This window comes from Blastococcus sp. KM273129, from assembly GCF_021698995.1.
Lineage (GTDB): Bacteria > Actinomycetota > Actinomycetes > Mycobacteriales > Geodermatophilaceae > Blastococcus.
In genome coordinates this window covers 1-18,407 of sequence record NZ_SSXB01000055.1, presented here as the reverse complement: position 1 = coordinate 18,407, position 18,407 = coordinate 1, and the positions used below count along the sequence as shown (strand labels likewise).

General features: G+C 74.2%; 18 protein-coding genes. 12 read left to right on the top strand and 6 right to left on the bottom strand.

What is annotated here, in order from left to right:
• Nucleotides 1–37 precede the first annotated feature (37 nt).
• Complete coding sequence (gene pcaG / locus E9565_RS15160) at nt 38–706, bottom strand: protocatechuate 3,4-dioxygenase subunit alpha (RefSeq protein ID WP_236827695.1); 669 nt, start codon at nt 704–706, stop codon at nt 38–40.
• The gene (gene pcaH, locus E9565_RS15155; protein WP_236835718.1) at nt 706–1,452 is read right to left on the bottom strand and encodes a protocatechuate 3,4-dioxygenase subunit beta; all 747 of its coding nucleotides are present in this window, start codon (nt 1,450–1,452) and stop codon (nt 706–708) included. The genes pcaG and pcaH overlap by 1 nt, the downstream gene beginning before the upstream one ends.
• Before the next feature lie 68 nt (nt 1,453–1,520).
• Here pcaH and E9565_RS15150 point away from each other — a divergent pair, with 68 nt between their 5' ends.
• The 6 genes from E9565_RS15150 (at nt 1,521) to E9565_RS23325 (ending at nt 8,030) form a co-directional block, all read left to right on the top strand.
• Nucleotides 1,521–2,297: an IclR family transcriptional regulator gene (locus tag E9565_RS15150; protein ID WP_236827693.1), complete on the top strand. Its 777-nt coding sequence runs from the start codon at nt 1,521–1,523 to the stop codon at nt 2,295–2,297.
• Between the two features lie 51 nt (nt 2,298–2,348).
• Complete coding sequence (locus tag E9565_RS15145) at nt 2,349–3,515, top strand: 4-hydroxybenzoate 3-monooxygenase (protein WP_236835717.1); 1,167 nt, start codon at nt 2,349–2,351, stop codon at nt 3,513–3,515.
• A gap of 39 nt (nt 3,516–3,554) precedes the next feature.
• Nucleotides 3,555–3,797, top strand: coding sequence for a hypothetical protein (locus E9565_RS15140; RefSeq protein WP_236827691.1), 243 nt, complete (start codon nt 3,555–3,557; stop codon nt 3,795–3,797).
• Nucleotides 3,798–3,911: 114 nt separating this feature from the next.
• Nucleotides 3,912–5,534, top strand: a complete 1,623-nt coding sequence (locus E9565_RS15135) for a carboxylesterase/lipase family protein (RefSeq protein WP_236835715.1) — start codon at nt 3,912–3,914, stop codon at nt 5,532–5,534.
• A gap of 165 nt (nt 5,535–5,699) precedes the next feature.
• A complete protein-coding gene (locus E9565_RS15130) occupies nt 5,700–6,875 on the top strand; it encodes an acyl-CoA dehydrogenase family protein (RefSeq protein WP_236827689.1) in 1,176 nt (391 codons plus the stop codon).
• Between the two features lie 6 nt (nt 6,876–6,881).
• Nucleotides 6,882–8,030: an acyl-CoA dehydrogenase family protein gene (locus E9565_RS23325; protein ID WP_236827688.1), complete on the top strand. Its 1,149-nt coding sequence runs from the start codon at nt 6,882–6,884 to the stop codon at nt 8,028–8,030.
• A gap of 147 nt (nt 8,031–8,177) precedes the next feature.
• On the opposite strand, the gene E9565_RS15120 is transcribed toward E9565_RS23325, so the two are convergent.
• Together E9565_RS15120 and E9565_RS15115 are read right to left on the bottom strand one after the other, a co-directional pair.
• The gene (locus tag E9565_RS15120; protein ID WP_236835713.1) at nt 8,178–9,014 is read right to left on the bottom strand and encodes an HDOD domain-containing protein; all 837 of its coding nucleotides are present in this window, start codon (nt 9,012–9,014) and stop codon (nt 8,178–8,180) included.
• Nucleotides 9,011–11,086, bottom strand: a complete 2,076-nt coding sequence (locus E9565_RS15115) for an EAL domain-containing protein (RefSeq protein ID WP_236835711.1) — start codon at nt 11,084–11,086, stop codon at nt 9,011–9,013. The genes E9565_RS15120 and E9565_RS15115 overlap by 4 nt, the downstream gene beginning before the upstream one ends.
• Nucleotides 11,087–11,367: 281 nt before the next feature.
• Here E9565_RS15115 and E9565_RS15110 point away from each other — a divergent pair, with 281 nt between their 5' ends.
• From E9565_RS15110 to E9565_RS15085, 6 genes are all read left to right on the top strand, one after another.
• Nucleotides 11,368–12,936 carry a Re/Si-specific NAD(P)(+) transhydrogenase subunit alpha gene (locus E9565_RS15110; RefSeq protein ID WP_236827685.1) on the top strand — a complete coding sequence of 523 codons (1,569 nt, stop codon included), beginning with the start codon at nt 11,368–11,370 and terminating at the stop codon, nt 12,934–12,936.
• A complete protein-coding gene (gene pntB, locus E9565_RS15105) occupies nt 12,933–14,339 on the top strand; it encodes a Re/Si-specific NAD(P)(+) transhydrogenase subunit beta (RefSeq protein ID WP_236835709.1) in 1,407 nt (468 codons plus the stop codon). Before E9565_RS15110 ends, pntB begins: the two co-directional genes overlap by 4 nt.
• Nucleotides 14,340–14,386: 47 nt before the next feature.
• Nucleotides 14,387–15,241 (top strand): MEDS domain-containing protein, encoded by an 855-nt coding sequence (locus E9565_RS15100; protein WP_236835707.1) that lies wholly within the window; start codon nt 14,387–14,389, stop codon nt 15,239–15,241.
• 205 nt (nt 15,242–15,446) lie between these two features.
• Complete coding sequence (locus tag E9565_RS15095) at nt 15,447–16,169, top strand: GAF and ANTAR domain-containing protein (RefSeq protein WP_236835705.1); 723 nt, start codon at nt 15,447–15,449, stop codon at nt 16,167–16,169.
• Between the two features lie 54 nt (nt 16,170–16,223).
• Nucleotides 16,224–16,658 carry a hypothetical protein gene (locus E9565_RS15090; protein WP_236827681.1) on the top strand — a complete coding sequence of 145 codons (435 nt, stop codon included), beginning with the start codon at nt 16,224–16,226 and terminating at the stop codon, nt 16,656–16,658.
• Between the two features lie 35 nt (nt 16,659–16,693).
• Nucleotides 16,694–17,392 carry a sulfite exporter TauE/SafE family protein gene (locus E9565_RS15085; RefSeq protein ID WP_236827680.1) on the top strand — a complete coding sequence of 233 codons (699 nt, stop codon included), beginning with the start codon at nt 16,694–16,696 and terminating at the stop codon, nt 17,390–17,392.
• A gap of 3 nt (nt 17,393–17,395) precedes the next feature.
• Here E9565_RS15085 and E9565_RS15080 read toward each other — a convergent pair whose 3' ends face one another.
• Together E9565_RS15080 and E9565_RS15075 are read right to left on the bottom strand one after the other, a co-directional pair.
• The gene (locus E9565_RS15080) at nt 17,396–17,779 is read right to left on the bottom strand and encodes a hypothetical protein (protein WP_236827679.1); all 384 of its coding nucleotides are present in this window, start codon (nt 17,777–17,779) and stop codon (nt 17,396–17,398) included.
• Nucleotides 17,780–17,964: 185 nt separating this feature from the next.
• Nucleotides 17,965–18,407 (bottom strand): transglycosylase SLT domain-containing protein (locus tag E9565_RS15075; RefSeq protein ID WP_236835702.1); only part of this gene is annotated, 443 nt, incomplete at its 5' end.

Below are 18,407 nucleotides of genomic sequence, written 5' to 3'. Positions count from 1 at the left end.
GTCCCGTTCCTACCGCCTCGGCCGCTCGCGGGTGGGGTCATACCTGGAAGAACACCGTCTCGCGCTCGCCCTGCAGGTGGATGTCGAACCGGTAGCCGTCCGGGGCCGGGGTGGCGATCAGCGTCCGCCGGGCGGCGTCGTCGGGGAGCGACGCCAGCACGGGGTCCTCGGCGTTGGCCTCGGCCTCGTCGGCGAAGTAGATGCGGGTGACGACGCGGTCGAGGATGCCGCGGGCGAACACCGAGACGTCGATGTGCGGGGCCTGCGACCCGCCCTCGCCGTCGGGCACCCGCCCCGGCTTGAGCGTGTGGACGGCGAACTCCCCCGGCGGGTCCGCGGTGTGGGACCGGGCGAAGCCGCGGAAGCCCGGGTAGGAGGCCGCGCCGCGCGGGTCCTCCGGCGAGGGGAAGCCGCCGTCGGGGTCGGCCTGCCAGGTCTCCACCATCGCGTCGGCCACGAGGTCACCGGCGCCGTCGAACACCCGGCCGCGGATCCAGCAGGCGCCCGGGGTCCCCTCCGCGGCGGCCCAGACGCCGTCGGGCCAGGTCATGCCGATGGCCAGGTACGGGCCGACGGTGGCGCTGGGCGTGGTGCCCAGCCGGAGCGGCCCGGCGAGGTAGCCGCTGCCGCGCCGGCCCGAGCGCGGCTGGGAGGGCTCGCTGACGACGGGGACGACCAGCAGCGGGTTCACGGACGGCTCGCTCATCACGCGACATCCCCGTCGTCGTCGGTCTCGAACGGCGTCTGCTCGGCCCCGCGGAGCACGATGTCCCACTCGAAGGCCAGCGCCCAGTTGTCCTGCGACCGCTCCAGCGAGAAGCGGCTGATCGCCCGGTGCCGGGCCGCGGCCGGCATGGCGTTGAAGATGGGGTCCTGGCCGAACAGCGGGTCGTCCGGGAAGTACATCTGGGTGACCAGCCGCTGGGTGAAGGCCCGGCCGAACAGGCTGAAGTGGATGTGCGCGGGCCGCCAGGCGTTGTGGTGGTTGCCCCACGGGTAGGCGCCGGGCTTGACCGTCATGAACTCGTACCGGCCGAGGCTGTCGGTGACCACGCGCCCGAGGCCGTCGAAGTGCGGGTCCAGCGGCGCCGGGAAGCTGTCGCCGACGTGCCGGTAGCGGCCGGCGGCGTTGGCCTGCCACACCTCGACCAGGGCGCCGGGCACCGGCCGGCCGTCGCTGTCCAGCACGCGGCCGTGCACGAGGATCCGCTGGCCGACGGCCTCGCCCCCGTTGCGCAGCGTCAGGTCGGCGTCGTGCGGCAGGACGCGGTCCTCGCCGAGCACCGGCCCGGTCACCTCGGTGAGCCGCTGCGGCAGGTCCACCGGCGTCCGCAGCGGCGCGCGCAGGGCGGTGCTGCGGTAGTCGGGGAAGCCCACGGGGGTGCGCAGCGCGGCGTCCTCGCGGTGGTACCGCGGCAGGTGCAGGCCGCCGGCGGACGTGGTCCCGGTCATGGCCGGACGGTACGGCCGCCCGGCTACGCTCCCAACCCCAGCTTTCCGCTGGACGGGAGAGGAGCAGCATGGCCGGTGGCAGCGCGAGCCCGGGGCGGTCGGTCACCTCCCGGGCGCTGGGCATCCTGGACGCGTTCGACAGCAGCGCCCCGCGGCTGTCCCTCTCCGAGATCGCCGAGCGGTCGGGCACGCCGCTGACGACCGCCCACCGGCTGCTCGGCGAGCTGACCGGCTGGGGGGCGCTGGTCCGCCGTCCGGACGGACGCTACGAGATCGGCCGGAAGCTGTGGGACCTCGGCCTGATCGCCCCGGTGCAGCTGGAGCTGCGGCAGGTGGCCGCGCCGTTCCTGCTGGACCTGCACACCACCACCCGCGACACCGTGCACCTGGCCGTGCGCGAGGGGGTCAGCGCCCTCTACGTCGAGCGGGTGTCGGGCCGGGAGTCGGTGCCCGTGGTCAGCCAGGTCGGCAGCCGGCTGCCGCTGCACGCCACCGGGGTGGGGAAGGTGCTGCTCGCCGCGGCCCCCGACGACGTCGTCGAGCGGGTGCTGGGTGCGCTGCGGCCGGTCACCCCGCACACCGTCACCGACCCGGCCGTGCTCGCCCGCGAGCTGGCCGAGATCCGCCGCCGGCGCTACGCCCGCACCAGCCAGGAGATGTCCCTGGGCGCCGCATCCCTCGCCGTCCCGGTCCAGGTGGAGCGGGCCGGCGGACCGCTGGCCGTCGCGGCGCTGGGCATCGTCGTCCCGCCGCACCGGCGCGACCTGTCCCGCCTCGTGCCGGCCCTGGAGATGGCGGCCCGCGGCATCGGCCGGGAGCTCGCCCGCTCCCGCGAGTTCCACTGACCGGAAGCACCCGGTACCCATCGCGGCCACCCTGCGGCGACACTCGTCGCCGTGCGCACCCAGGTGGCGATCATCGGCGCCGGCCCCGCCGGCCTCCTGCTCTCGCGGCTGCTCGCCCTCCAGGGCGTCGACTCCGTCGTGCTCGAGAACCGGTCGCGCGGGTACGTGGAGGCGCGCATCCGGGCCGGCATCCTCGAGCAGCACACCGTCGACACGCTGACCGACGCCGGGCTGGGCGACCGGCTGCACCGCGAGGGCATGGAGCACCGCGGCATCTACCTCCAGCACCCGGGCACCCGGCACAAGCTCGACTTCCCCGAGCTGTGCGGCCGGACGGTCTGGGTCTACGGGCAGACCGAGGTCACCAAGGACCTCGTCAAGGCGCAGCTCGACGGCGGTCCGCCGCTGCTGTTCGAGGTCTCCGACGTGACGCTGGAGGACGTCGACTCCGACACCCCCCGCGTCCGGTTCACCGACGCCGACGGCGTGGCCCAGGTGCTGGACTGCGACGTCATCGCCGGCACCGACGGGTTCCACGGCGTCTCGCGCCCGGTGGTGCAGGCCGCCGGCGGGCGCACGTGGGAGCGCACCTACCCCTACGCCTGGCTGGGCATCCTGGCCGACGCCGCGCCCGCCACCGACGAGCTGATCTACGCCTGGCACCCCGAGGGCTTCGCGCTGTACTCCATGCGCTCCCCCTCCGTGTCGCGGCTGTACCTGCAGGTGGACCCGGCGGAGAGGATCGAGGACTGGTCGGACGACCGGATCTGGGAGAACCTCTCCCGCCGGTTCGCCCTCGACGGCTGGGAGATCAGCACCGGCCCGGTGACCGAGAAGTCGATCCTCCCGATGCGCTCGTTCGTGAGCACCCCGATGCGCCGCGGCCGGCTGTTCCTGGCCGGCGACGCCGCCCACATCGTGCCCCCGACCGGCGCCAAGGGCCTGAACCTCGCCGTCGCCGACGTGACCCTGCTGGCCCAGGCGCTCGTGCGGCTGCTCACCGAGAAGCAGGCCGACCTGGCCGACACCTACTCCGACCGGGCACTGGCCCGCGTCTGGCGCTGCACCCACTTCTCCTGGTCCATGACCTCGATGCTGCACACCTCCGGCGACGACTTCGACGCCCAGCTGCAGCTCGCCCAGCTCCAGCGGATCTGCTCCTCGGAGACGGCCGCCCGCGAGCTCGCCGAGAACTACACCGGCCTGCCCGTCGGCTGACGGTGCATCCGCCCGGGCCCCCGCACCCGAATGGCGGTCGTGGAGTCCACCGCCCCGCGGCAGCTGACGGCATGGCTGGTGCAGCCCCTGGTCGACGCCGGTCTGGACCCCGGAGAGATCCAGGTGCTGGTGACCCGGCTGGGCTTCGAGGCGGTCGTCGCCGGTGACCGCGGCCTCGACGTCCGGATCCTCGACGTCGTCGGGGACCGCCCCCGCGAGGTCCGGGCCGCCTGGCTGGAGGTGATCGACCGGATGACCGGCCGCCGGCTCCCCGGACGCTGACCGCCGCACCGGCCGGCGTGACCCCCGCCACAGGGGGTGAGACAGGCGTGGCTAGTGTCTCAGGCGCTGTGGTCCAGCTCACCAAGGGCCGGGCCGGCTCCCCCTGGAGGTCACGTGCGCACCACTCCCCCGCGTCCCGCCCGACGATCCCTGCTCGCGCTCGGGCTGGGCGCCGTCCTCGCCGCCGGCGCCCTCACCACCGCCGCGCCCGCCGGCGCCGCGCCCGATCCCGCCCCGCTGGTCGTCCGGACCACCGAGGGTGCGGTCGAGGGCACCTCGGCCGACGGGTACCGCCTGTTCCAGGGCATCCCGTTCGCCGCGCCGCCGGTGGGTGACCTGCGGTTCCGCCCGCCGGCGCCGGTGCAGCCGTGGGAGGGCGTCCGGGACGCCACCACGCCCGGCAGCCCCTGCCCGCAGGAGCCCAGCGCCAGCAACCCGGTCACCTCGCTGGCCGAGGACTGCCTCTACCTCAACGTCACGACCCCCTCGGGCCTGGACACCCAGCGCCGCGACCTCCCGGTGATGGTGTGGATCCACGGCGGATCGTGGCAGACCGGCAGCGGTGACCGGTACGACGCGAGCAAGCTCGCCCTCGAGGGCGACGTCGTCGTGGTGACGGTCAACTACCGCCTCGGCGCCCTGGGCTTCATGGCGCAGGAGGACCTCTCCCGCGAGAACGGCGACGTCGCCTCCGGCAGCGCCGGGCTGCTCGACCAGCAGGCGGCGCTGCGCTGGGTGGAGCGCAACATCCGCGCCTTCGGCGGCAACCCCGGGCGGGTGACGATCTTCGGCGAGTCGGCCGGTGGCTCCGCGGTCTGCGCCCAGCTCACCTCCCCGGGCGCGCGCGGCCTGTTCGACCGCGCCATCGCCCAGAGCTACAGCTGCACCGCGCCCTACGACACGCTCGAGACGGCCGAGGCCACGGGCGCCCGGGTGGCGGAGGCCGTCGGCTGCGCGACCGCGGACGACGTCGCCACCTGCCTGCGGGCGACGCCGGTGCAGGAGCTGCTCGACGCCTGGCCGGGCGGGGCCTTCGTCGTCGGCGGATCGGCGCTGCCGGTGCAGCCGGCCGAGGCGATCGCCGCCGGCAACCACGCCAGGGTGCCGGTCATGCACGGCAACCTCAGCGACGAGAACACCCTCTTCACGCCGCTGGACCCGACCGTGTCCCGGCTGGCCGCGGACGGCTTCACCGCGGCCGACTACGCGGCGGTCCTCGCCGGCGTCTTCGGTGACGACGCCGACGAGGTGCTCGCCCGCTACCCGGCCGCCGCCTACCCGTCGCCGCTGCGCGCCCTGGCCGCCGTGAACAGCGACGCCGGCAGCGCGCTGTCCACCTGCGAGCACGTCGACGCCTACGACACGCTGGCCCGCCCGCCGGCGCCGGCCCCCGTCTTCGCCTACCAGTTCCGCGACGAGACGGCCGACCCGTTGGTGAGCTTCCCGTACCCGGGCTACCCGGAGGACGCCCAGCACGCCGCCGAGCTGCCCTACCTGTTCCCGGACCTGTTCGGGAACGGGCTCGACCCCGAGCAGGAGCGGCTGTCGGCGACGATGGTCCGGTACTGGACCAACTTCGCGGCCCACGGCAACCCCAACGGCCGGGACGTCCCGACGTGGACCCGGTACCGCGCCTCGAAGGACGTCCAGGGCCTGGACATCGCCTCCGACGGAGGGGGCGGCCCGGTCGACGTCGCCACCGAGGCGAACTGCGCGTTCTGGTCGACGCTCGGCTGAGCCGGCCTGATCGGCGGGCCCCGGGCAGCGCGTGCTGCCCGGGGCCCGTCCGCGCGACCGGCACGCCGCCCCCGGGTGCCGCTCGCTACCCACCGGTAGCCCGTGTGGGATCGTCGGGGGCACTACGTCGAGACGGCACCTGCCGCCGTCAGGAAATGAGGACCGATGCGGTTGCAGCTGTCCCCGGAGCTCGAGGCCTTCCGGGAGGAGATGCGGACCTTCTTCACCACCCAGGTGCCGCAGGAGATCCGCGACAAGGTCGCGGCCCACCGGCACGTCTCCAAGGAGGAGTACGTCGAGGCCCAGCGCGTGCTCAACGCCGCGGGCCTGGCCGTGCCGCACTGGCCGGTCGAGTGGGGCGGCAAGGACTGGACGCCCCTGCAGCGCCACATCTGGCGCGAGGAGATGCAGCTGGCCGGCGTCCCCGAGCCGCTCGCCTTCAACACCAGCATGATCGGCCCGGTCATCGCCGCCTTCGGCAACCAGGAGCAGAAGGAGCGCTTCCTGGCCAAGACCGCCAACCTCGACATCTGGTGGTGCCAGGGCTTCTCCGAGCCCGACGCCGGCTCCGACCTGGCCTCGCTGCGCACCACCGCCGTCCGCGACGGCGACGACTGGGTGGTCAACGGCCAGAAGACCTGGACGACGCTGGGCCAGCACGCCGACTGGATCTTCTGCCTGGTCCGCACCGACCCGACGGCGGAGAAGAAGCAGCGCGGCATCTCGATGCTGGTCTTCCCGATGGACACCCCCGGTGTGACGCTGCGCCCCATCGAGCTCATCGACGGCGGCTTCGAGGTCAACGAGGTGTTCTTCGAGGACGTCCGCGTCCCCGCCGAGAACCTCATCGGCGAGGAGAACCGCGGCTGGGACTACGCCAAGTTCCTGCTCGGCAACGAGCGCGTGGGCATCGCCCGCGTGGGCGCGACCAAGAAGATGCTCGCCCAGGCCAAGGACCACGCCCGCGAGATCACCGTCGACGGCCGCCCCCTCCTGGAGGACCCGTTCATGGCCCGGCGGATCGCCGAGGTGGAGAACGAGCTGGTGGCCCTCGAGCTCACCGCGCTGCGCGTCGTCGCCAACTCCGCCGACGGCAAGCCGCACCCGGCGTCCTCGGTGCTGAAGCTCAAGGGCTCGGAGCTGCAGCAGGCCGCCACCGAGCTGCTGGTCGACATCGCCGGCCCGCTCTCGCTGGCCTCCTTCGCCGAGGAGGGGTCCGACGTGCCGGACTGGGCGCGCGTCGCGACCCCGCACTACCTGAACTACCGGAAGGTCTCCATCTACGGAGGCTCCAACGAGGTTCAGCGCACCATCATCGCCGGCACGATCCTGGGGCTGTGATCTGACGTGGACTTCACCTTCGACAGCGAGCAGAACGACCTGCGGGAGGCCGTCCGCGGCCTGCTGGCGCGCGCCTACTCCGACAGCGAGCAGCGCCGGAAGGTCGTCGCCAACGACCCGGGCTTCGACGAGAAGACCTGGGCCCGCCTCGCGGAGATGGGCCTGCTCGGCCTGCCCTTCGCCGAGGAGCACGGCGGCATGGGCGCCGGCCCGATCGAGGTGGCGATCGTCGCCGAGGAGATCGGCCGGGTCATCGCCCCCGAGCCGTTCATCGAGGCCGTCGTCCTGGCCGGCGGCCTGATCGCCGCCGTCGGCACCGACGAGCAGAAGTCCGAGCTCCTCGGGGCCATCGCCGAGGGCACCAGCGTGCCGGCGTTCGCGCACGCCGAGACCGGCACCCGGTGGAGCGCCTCGGCCTCCGCGGTCACCGCCACGCAGTCCGGCGACGGCTGGACCCTCAGCGGCGCCAAGGAGCCGGTGCCGACCGGCGCCCGCGCCGACGTCCTGGTGGTCTCGGCGGTGGTCGACGGCGGCACCGGGCTGTTCCTCGTGCAGGGCGACGCCGCGGGCCTGGCCCGCACCGGCTACCGCACCCACGACGGCACCCGCGCCGCCGCCGTCCGCTTCGACGCCACCCCGGCGACGCTGCTGGGCACCGGCGGGGACCAGACGGCCGCCATCGAGCGGGCGCTGGCCGAGGCTCGGATCGCCTACAGCCACGAGGCTATCGGCGCCATGGACACCGCGCTGCGCACCACCGCGGAGTACCTCAAGACCCGCAAGCAGTTCGGCGTCACCCTCAACCGGTTCCAGGCGCTCACCTTCCGCGCCGCGGACATGTACGTGTCCCTGGAGCTGGCCCGGAGCGCCGCGCTGTGGGCCTCGATGGTGCAGGACGCCGGCGGCGACGTCGTCGCCGCCGCCGACCGCGCCCGGCTGCAGACCAGCCGCGCCGGCCGGCACATCGGCAAGGAGGCGATCCAGCTGCACGGCGGCATCGGCGTGACCGCGGAGTACTCCGTCGGGCACTACACCAGCCGGCTCACCGCCATCGACCACCTGCTCGGTGACGGTGACTTCGCCGTCGCGCGGCTGGCCCGCACGGTGGGCGAGCAGGCGACCGTCGACCCGCTGGGCGCGCCCTACGCCGTCTGAGCGACAGCCAGCCAGGAGCCCCGTCCCCCGTCCCGGGGGGCGGGGCTCCGTCGTGAGGCAACCCCGTCGCGGGCCCCCGCGCGCCGTGGCCCCGTCGCAGGGCCCCGGCGCGAGCGGAGCGCGTGCTGGGGGCGACGAGGGCCTTCTTCAGTCGCCGAGCATCGCCCGGCGGAGCTCGGCGGCGTCGGCCCGGACCTGGTCCAGCACCGGCACCAGGTCGTCCTCCCGCAGCTGGCCGCAGGTGAGCCGGGTGATCGGCACCGCCTCGTGGTCGTCCTCGGTGATCCGTGCGGCCACCTCGAAGGCGGCGCGCAGCAGCCCGCCCTCGACCGAGGTGGCGTCGTCGACCTGGTTGAGCCGGTGGGTCATCGTGTGCGGGAAGCCCCACTGCTCCAGCGCGACGGCGGTCAGGCGGACGCTGTTGATGCCGTAGCGCCGCAGCTCGGCGGCGCGCCGCTCGGGGAAGCCCGGGTGCTCGGCCACCAGCGCGCCGTAGCCCTCGGGGTCGTCGTGGTGGAGCAGCGCCGCGCCCATCTGGGCCAGCAGCCCGACGCACAGCGCGTCCTGCGACCGCTCCCCGAACCGCGGCGCGAGCGTGGACGACGCCAGCGCCAGGCAGGTGGTGACGTCCCAGAAGTCCTCCGGCAGGCGCGACTCGTCGTCGAGCTCGGTGAGCGCGACGGTCGCCATCGTCCGGACGGTCGTGAAGCCGACGACGGTGACGGCGAACTGCAGCGAGGTGACCCGCCCGCGCATGCCGAAGTAGGCGGAGTTGGCCAGCTTCATCACCCGGCCGGCGAGGGCGACGTCGGAGGCGAGGATGCGGGAGAGCACCTTGGCGCTGGTGTCGTCGGAGTTCGCCACCGAGACGATCTGCGCGGCGACCGGGCGCTGCGCCGCCATGGTGTCGATGCCCGCGAGGACCTTCTCCAGGTCGAAGACGGGGGCCGCCTCGCCGCGGGGCGGGAGGGGGGTGACGGTCATCGGGTGCGCTCCCCGTGGGAGGCGAACCAGGCGGCGGTGTCGGCCCCGGTCATCGGCGGGCTCAGGGCGAACCCCTGCAGGAAGGTGGCGCCCAGCCGGCCGAGCTCGGCGGCCTGCTCGGCGGTCTCGACGCCCTCGGCGACGGTGCTCAGGTCGAGGCTGCGGGCCAGCGCGATGACGGCGGAGGCGATCTCGGTGTGCCCGTGCGCCAGCTCGGCGACGAAGGACCGGTCCACCTTCAGGCAGTCGACGGGCAGGTGCCGCAGGTAGGCCAGCGACGAGTAGCCGGTGCCGAAGTCGTCGATCGCCAGCTCGACGCCGAGGTCGCGCAGCGCGTGCAGCACCTCGCGGGCGGAGTCGGGGTCCTGCATCAGCGCCGACTCGGTGATCTCCACCGAGATGCGGGACGGGTCCAGCGCGTGCCGCGCCAGCGCGTCGGCCACCTGTGCCGGCAGGTTCGCGTCCAGCTGCAGCGCCGAGACGTTGACGTTGGCGCGCGGGGGCGCGGCCGGGCCCAGGGCGCGGTCCCACTCGGCCAGCTGGCGGCAGGTCTCGTCCAGGACGAGCAGCCCGAGACCGGCGACCAGCCCGCTCTCCTCCGCCAGCGGCACGAACACCGCCGGGCTGATCCGGCCGCGATCGGCGTGGGTCCACCGGGCCAGCGACTCCACGGCGACCGGCCGGCCGTCGTGGGTGCTGAAGATCGGCTGGTAGAGGAGGGTGATCTCGCCCCGCTCGATCGCCTCGCGCAGCTCGGCGACCAGCCGCAGCTTGTCCCGCGCCTGCTCCCGCGCCCGCTGGTCCAGCACGGTGATCCGCCCCTTGCCCCCGGCCTTGGCCTGGTACATGGCGATGTCGCAGTCGCGGATCAGCTCCTCGGCGCCGGTGTGCTCCCCGGTCTGCACCGTCACCCCGACGCTGGCGTGCGGCCGCACGTCGACACCGCCCAACCGCACCGGCCGGGCCAGCTCCGCCGTGATCCGCTCGGCGAGGGCGACCGCGGCGGACTGGTCGACGTCCTCGCAGACCACGACGAACTCGTCGCCGCCGAAGCGGGCCACCAGGTCCCCGGGCCGGACCACCGACCGCAGCCGGTCGCCCACCTCGGTGAGGAGCTCGTCTCCCGCGGTGTGGCCCAGGGAGTCGTTGACCACCTTGAAGTTGTCCAGGTCGAGGAAGAGGCAGGCCAGCGTGCCGGTGCCGGGGACGAACCGCTCGGCCACGTACCGGGCCAGCAGGGTGCGGTTCGGCAGCCCGGTGAGCGGGTCGTGGCTGGCCTGGTGGGCCAGCGTGGCCTCGAACGCCAGCCGGTCGGTGATGTCCTCGATGGTGCCGACGAAGCCCGCGCCGACACCGGGGGTGAACAGGTGCGCGAAGCGGATGACGGTGGTGCGGACCGACCCGTCGTCGCGCAGCAGCCGGGCCTGTGCCTCCACCTCCTGGCCGTCCAGGGCCGCGGACACCTGCCCGACCACCGTGTCGAGGTCGTCCTCGTGCACGGCGTCCATCCAGCCCGTCCCCAGCAGCTGCTCGGCGCGCCGACCGACGAGGCTGCAGAAGGCGTCGTTGACGTGCGCCAGCCGCATGCCCTGCTCGGAGAGGAGGGTGGGCACCGGGGACCGCTCGGTCAGGGTGGAGAAGCGCCGCTCGTGGGCGTCGGCGGTGGCCCGCAGCGCCCGTTCCAGCTCGTTGGTCGTGGAGACGATCCGCACCGTCCACATCCGCCCGCTCGGGGACGGCGTCGTGGTGACCAGCGCCTCGACGGCGGCGCCGCTGGCGGTGCGCACCGCCAGGGTCATCCGGGCCGACCGCTCCCGGCGCAGCAGCAGCCGGAGCTCGCCGCGCCCGAGGGTCGGGAACAGGTGCTCGACGGGCAGCGCGCGCAGGTCGTCCAGGCCGTAGCCGAGCAGCTCGACCGCACCGGCGTTGCCCCAGCTGACGCGCGCCCGGCCGGCCACCATCTCGGCGACCACGATCGCCAGGTTGTCGCTGACGGTGGCGCTGTAGAAGACCGATGCGACGATCTCCGCGGGGACGCGGTCGTCGCCGGGGCTGTTCAAGATGGCGGACACGGTCCTCCCCTCGGTTCGGAGCAGGCGCCGAGGTCTGGACCCGCTGCAAGGACCTTCGGCAGCTCCTCGGTGCGGCCACCACCCGGGCACCGCCGCAACACCCCTTTAGGGTGGCGCCCGACGGCGGCGACCAGCTCCCGGCGTGCCGTGCCTCACATTTCCGGAGCGGTACCCCGTGATCGCTCGTTCCCAGGCAGGATCCGTCCCACCCACCGAGCACCGCGAACGACCCACCGGCGGGCAGGCGACGAGGCCTGCCCAGCGAGGAACGGAGCGCCACGATGCAGATCGGAGTCCCGCGCGAGACGCGGCCCCGCGAGACCCGGGTGTCCGCGACCCCGGCGACGGTCGTGCAGCTGGTGCAGCTGGGCTACGAGGTCGTGGTGGAGGCCGGCGCCGGGAGGGCGGCCAGCTTCCCCGACGAGGCCTACGTCGCGGCCGGTGCGCGGATCGGCACGGCCGCCGAGGCGTGGGGGGCCGAGGTCGTGCTCAAGGTGAACGCGCCCGCCCGCGAGGAGATCGGGCTGCTGGCCGACGGCGCGACGCTGGTCAGCCTGCTCTCCCCGGCGCTGAACCCGGAGCTGGTCGAGGCGCTCGCCGCGCGGCCGCTCACCGTGCTCGCCATGGACGCCGTCCCCCGCATCTCCCGGGCGCAGTCGATGGACGTGCTCTCGTCGATGGCCAACATCGCCGGGTACCGGGCGGTCGTCGAGGCGGCCAACGTGTTCGGCCGGTTCTTCACCGGTCAGGTGACCGCGGCGGGCAAGGTGCCGCCAGCCAAGGTGCTCGTCGCCGGCGCGGGCGTGGCCGGGCTGGCCGCGATCGGCACCGCGTCCAGCCTGGGGGCGATCGTCCGGGCCACCGACGTCCGCCCCGAGGTCGCCGAGCAGGTGCGCTCCCTCGGCGGCGAGTACGTCGCCGTGCCCGCCGGGGAGCAGGAGGTCAGCAGCGACGGCTACGCCCGCGAGATGGGCGAGGACTTCAACCGGCGGGCCGCGCAGATGTACGCCGAGCAGGCCCGCGACGTCGACATCGTCATCACCACGGCGCTCATCCCGGGCCGGCCCGCGCCGCGGCTGGTCACCGAGGAGATGGTGGCCTCGATGCGCCCGGGCTCGGTGGTCGTCGACATGGCCGCCGCCCAGGGCGGCAACGTCGCCGGCTCGGTCGCCGACGAGGTCGTCGTGACCCCCAACGGCGTCACGATCATCGGGTACACCGACCTGCCCGCCCGGCTCCCGGCGCAGGCCTCCCAGCTGTACGGCACCAACCTGGTCAACCTGCTCAGGCTGCTGACCCCCGGCGCCGACGGCCGGCTGGTCCTCGACCTCGACGACGTCGTCCAGCGGGGCATCACCGTGGTCCGGGAGGGCGAGCTGATGTGGCCCCCGCCGCCGGTGCAGGTCTCGGCGGCGCCCCCACCGGCCGCACCACCGGCCGGGGCGACCGCTGCGGCACCAGCCGTGCCGCAGCGCACACCGGCACCGGCGCGCCGGTTCGCCCTGGTGGGGGTCGCCGCCGCCCTGCTGTTCCTGGTGGCGGCCTTCTCCCCCGACGAGCTGCTCGGGCACGTCACCGTGTTCGCGCTGGCCGTCGTCGTCGGGTTCTACGTGATCGGCAAGGTGCACCACGCCCTGCACACCCCGCTGATGAGCGTCACCAACGCCATCTCCGGGATCATCGTGGTCGGCGCGCTGCTGCAGCTGGGCAGCGACGACGGTCTGGTCCGCGCGCTGGCGTTCGTGGCCACGCTCGTGGCCAGCATCAACGTCTTCGGCGGCTTCGCCGTCACCCGCCGCATGCTGGGCATGTTCTCCCGCGGCCCGAGCACGGAGGCCGCCGCCCGATGACCGCCACCACCGCCGCGGCGGCGGCCTACATCGTCGCCGCGCTGCTGTTCATCCTGAGCCTGGCCGGGCTGTCGAAGCACGAGACGGCCAAGGCCGGCAACGCCTACGGGATCGCCGGCATGGCGATCGCGCTCGCCGCCACCGTCGGCCTGGCCACCCGCGGCATCTCCACCGCCGGGCTCACCCTGCTCGTCGTCGCCGTGGTCGTCGGTGCGGCCATCGGCCTGTGGCGGGCGCGCGTGGTGGAGATGACCGGCATGCCGGAGCTCATCGCGCTGCTGCACAGCTTCGTCGGCCTGGCGGCGGTGCTCGTGGGCTGGAACGGCTACCTCTCCGTCGAGGGTGCCGACGGCGGGTCGCCGCTCACCGGCGCCGAGGCCGGCATCCACTCCGGCGAGGTCGTGGTCGGCGTCTTCATCGGCGCGGTCACCTTCACCGGCTCGATCGTCGCCTTCCTCAAGCTGTCGGCGCGGATCAGGAGCAACCCGCTGGTGCTGCCCGGCCGCAACTGGCTCAACCTGGGCGCGCTGGCGCTGTTCGCCGTCCTGACCGTCGTGTTCGTGGCCGAGCCGAACCTGCTGGTCCTCTCGGTCGTCACGGTCCTGGCGCTGGCGCTGGGGTGGCACCTGGTGGCCTCGATCGGCGGTGGGGACATGCCCGTCGTCGTCTCGATGCTCAACAGCTACTCGGGCTGGGCCGCCGCCGCGTCGGGCTTCCTCCTGGGCAACGACCTGCTGATCATCACCGGCGCGCTGGTCGGCTCGTCCGGTGCCTACCTCTCCTACATCATGTGCAAGGCGATGAACCGCTCGTTCCTGTCGGTGATCGCCGGCGGTTTCGGCAACGAGGGCGCGGCCGCGTCGTCCGACGTCGACTACGGCGAGCACACCGAGATCACCGCCGAGGAGACCGCGGAGCTGCTGCGGGACGCGAAGTCGGTGGTCATCACCCCCGGCTACGGCATGGCGGTCGCGCAGGCGCAGGGCGCGGTCGCCGAGCTCACCCGCAAGCTGCGGGCGCAGGACGTCGACGTGCGGTTCGGCATCCACCCGGTGGCCGGGCGACTGCCCGGCCACATGAACGTGCTCCTGGCCGAGGCCAAGGTGCCCTACGACGTCGTGCTCGAGATGGACGAGATCAACGACGACCTCGCCGGCACGTCGGTGGTCCTGGTCATCGGGGCCAACGACACGGTGAACCCCGCGGCGACCGAGGACCCCGCCAGCCCGATCGCCGGCATGCCGGTGCTCCGGGTGTGGGAGGCCGAGCACGTGGTCGTGTTCAAGCGCTCCATGAACACCGGCTACGCCGGCGTGCAGAACCCGCTGTTCTTCCGGGAGAACAGCCGGATGCTCTTCGGCGACGCGCGTGAGCGGGTGGAGGACATCCTCAAGGCGCTGTGACCCCGGCTCGGCTGTCCCGCCGGCCCGGCGGCCACTACGGTGAGCACATGCGCGTTCACGGTTCGGTGAGGACCGTTCCACCTCCCCGGGCGCGCGACCACGTGTGCTGGCTGTACCGGGACGGCGACGAGCTCGACGCCGCGGTGCTGGCCTCAGCGCGCGGTGGCCTGGGCCGCGGGGAGCGCCTGCTGGCCGTCGGCGAGCGCGTGGTGGCGGCCGTGCACCGGGCCGGCGGGGCGCTGGGCGGCGTCGACGCGCTCGTGGCCGACGGGACGCTGCGGCTGCTGCCGTTGCAGGACGCCTACGCCGGCGCCGGGTCGTTCGACGCCGGACGGCAGCGGCAGTTCTACGACCGGGCGACCCGGGCGGCTCGCGCCGAGGGCTACCGCGGGCTGCGCGTGCTGGCCGACGTGAGCCCGCTGGCCGCGGACCCCGCCACCCGCGCGGAGCTGGCCCGGTGGGAGCACGTCGCCGACGAGTACATCGCCCAGGGCCCCGGCATGTCGGCGCTCTGCGCCTACGACGCCACCCTCCCGGCCGCGGCGGTGGACGCCGTGACCGCGGTGCACCCGCAGGTCCACGCGCCGTCGGCCCCCCCGGCCTTCCGGGCGTTCTTCGACCGGGACCGGGTCGTCGTGGCCGGCGACGTCGACCTGGTCGGCGCCGAGCGGCTCTCCCGGGTGCTGGCCGGCTCGCCGGTCGAGGGCGGCACCCGCACGCTGGACCTCTCCGGCCTCGGCTTCGCCGACGTCGCCGGCTGCCGGGCGATCGCCCGCTGGGTCCGGTCGCTCGCCGGCAGCGGGGTGCGGGTGGAGCTGCGCGACGCGCCGCCGCTCGTCCGCCGGGCGTGGCCGCTGCTCGGGTTCGACCGGTGGGCGCCCGTCGTCTTCACCAGCGCCTGACCTGCGACCGCCCCACGCCCACGACGCACGCCACCCGGGACCGGCGCCGACCGGCGGCTATATTGAGCACCGCTACACACGCGTCACACAGCCGGCGCGCGGCCGGGCCCAAGCCCGACCCGAGGGGACCTGGAACAACTCGGGCCCCCTCTCTGACCGCCCGGCGCTCGTTCGTCCGGTGCAGCAAACCGACGGAGAGCAAGGCGTGACACCCCCTGACGACGACGATGAGCTCGCCGTCCAGCCGGCGTTCGAGGAGCTGGCCCAGCTCTCCTTCGCGGAGCACTCGCTGGAGTCCGTGCTCGGCCGGGTCACCGAGCTGGCCACCCGGATCCTCCCGGGCCGCCCGGTGGCCTCGGTGACGATCCTCGGCGACGGCTCCCCCCGCACGGTGGCGGCCAGCGGCGACCTCGCCCTGGAGCTCGACGAGGTGCAGTACGGCCTGGGCGGCGGTCCCTGCCTCGAGGCTGCCACGACCGGCCGGCCCGCCGTCGTGGCCGACACCCGGTCGGAGCCCCGGTGGCCGGCGTTCGGGACCCAGGCCGCCGCGCTGGGGTGCGGGAGCATCCTGTCCTACCCGCTGCCCGTGCAGGAGCGGGTCTCCGGGTCGATGAACGTCTACGCCGGGGACCTCACGGTCGCCGACGACCGCACCCGTGCGCTGGTGTCCCGGCTCGCCGCCTACGCCGTCGGGCCGGTGTCGAACATGTACCTCTACGAGACCGCCGTGGAGCGGGCGGAGCACCTGGCGGCCGCCCTGGAGCACCGGGCGGTGATCGACCAGGCCAAAGGCATCCTCATGGAGCGGCACAAGCTCACCGCCGACCAGGCCTTCCGGCTGCTGGCGCGGGTCTCGATGGAGAGCAACACCAAACTGCGCGACGTCGCCGCGCGGTTCGTGCTCACCGGGCAGCTGCGCCCGGACTGAGCACGGCACCGGGGAGGAGTTGCGTCCCGGGCGCCGGTCATCGACGGTTTGCTGGTGGATCCCTTCCGCGGGCTCGGCATGCCCCGCATCCCCGGGTTCGGCGAGCTGATCGCGCTGCTGCAGACGCAGACGGAGGCGTTGTCCCAGCTCCCCCGCACGCTGGCCGACCTCAACAGCACCGTCCGGGAGCTGACCGCCGCGACCACCGCCGCCCGGGAGACCATCGCGTCCGCGCAACGGATGGCCGAGCGGCTGGAGGGGCTGGTCGAGGAGCTCGAGGAGCCGGTGCGGGCGCTGCGGCCGGGGATCGAACGGGTCGGGCGGGTGCTGGACGACCCCGCCGTCGACACCGTCCCCGAGACGCTGCGCCGGATCCACGACGACCTGATGCCGCTGATCCACGGCCTGCGCCAGGCGCAGACCCGGGTCGGTTCGGTGACCGGCCTGCTGCGCCGGCGCCCGGCCGCGGACGAGGACGACGGCTACTGACCGCCGAGCTGACCACCGACCCGGTCGCCCTGCTGGTGTGCGGCCTCGCCGTCCTCCTGGCCTCGGTCGTCCAGACGGCGACCGGCATGGGGTTCGGGCTGCTCGCCGGGCCGCTGGTGCTGCTCGTGCAACCGGCACTGGTCCCGGGGCCGCTGCTGGTGGGCACGCTCGCCTCGCTGCTGCCGGTGGTGTGGCGTGAGCGAGCGGCCCTGGAGCTCACGACCGTGCGCGGCGCGGTGCTGGCGTCGGTACCCGGCGTCGTCGCCGGCCTGTGGCTGTTGCAGGTGATCGACGTCCGGTTGTTGGGGATAACGGTTGCCGTCGTCGTGCTGCTCGCCTGCAGCGCGTCGCTCGCGGGGGTCCGCCTGCCGGGTGGGCGGCGGGCACTCGCGGTCGCCGGGTTCGCGTCCGGCACGCTGTCCACGGTGGCGGCCACGCCGGGGCCCCCGCTGGTGGTCACCTACCGGGCGCCCACGCCGGCCGCCCAGCGGGCGAACCTGTCGGTGTTCTTCGTCGGCACGACTCTGCTCTCGATCGGCGTGCTCGTGGCCGGCGGGGAGCTGACCGGCGGCGGGCTGGCCGCCGGAGCGGGGCTGGTGCCCTTCGTGCTGCTCGGCTTCCTGCTCGCCGGGCCGCTGCGCCGCAGGCTGGCGCTGCCGGTGATGCGCCGTGCAGCCCTGGTGCTGTGCCTGCTCTCCGGGGCGGCGCTGCTGGTCAGGTCGCTGGCGGGCTGATCGTCAGCGCTCGGCGGGAGGATCGCGGCGCACGATGTCACCGACGGCCTCTTCCAACCGTGCCCACGTCGCGCTCCACTCCACGAGCGGGTCGAGGATCCGCTCGAAGACGGCGAGCTGCTGGTCGAAGGCGTCCAGCTGGGCGCGCATCGCCGCGATCGAGGTGCGCTGCGCGGTCACCATCTCCTTGACCGCGCGGAGCTGGGCGGCGGACATGGCACCGGGCGGGCTGGGCAGGGCGGGCAGCGGGAGGCGGGACGTCGCGCTGCCGGCCAGCCCGCGGGCGCGGTCGCTGAAGAACCGCAGCTGGCTGACGAACTCGTCGATCGACCGGCCCACGAACCCGCCCTGCGGGGTGTCCCGTCCCTCGTCCCCGACCTCGCTCATGGCTCCCCCTCGGCCTTCGGTCGCTGGCCCGACCCTAGGCACGCTCGACCGCCGGCGCAGGTCCGCCCCGGATCACGACCGCGCCGCGAGATCGGCGATCTCGGGCCCGTCAGACGGCTGATGGCCCGAGATCGCCGATGTCGCGGTGCCGTGAGCGTGCGAGGTGGAGGGGCAGCGAGGTCCTCCTAGTACCAGCCGACCGACTGGGAGTGCGCCCAGGCACCGCACGGCGAGCCGTAGCGGTTGTTGATGTAGATCAGCCCCGCGTCGATCTGCCGGTAGCCGTCGGAGGTCTTGGCGATGCCGGTGCCGGCCCAGGTGGAGTCGAGGAACTGGGCGATGCCGTAGGCGGTGCTGCGCGGGTTCTGGGCGTCGGGGTTCCACCCGCTCTCCTTGCCCCACAGGCTCTCCAGGCAGGAGAACTCGCTCGCCGAGCCCACCTTGCCCATCGCGTACTCCTTGAAGGACCCGGCCGGGGCCCCGGTGGGGATCCCGAGCTGCTCGGCGACGCTGACCGACGCCAGCTCCGGCTCGGCCTGCGCGGCCGGCTCGTTGCCGACGACGACGCCGGCCAGGATGCCGCCCGCGGCGGTGACCGCCAGGAACAGCGCGGGGCGCGGCGCCACCC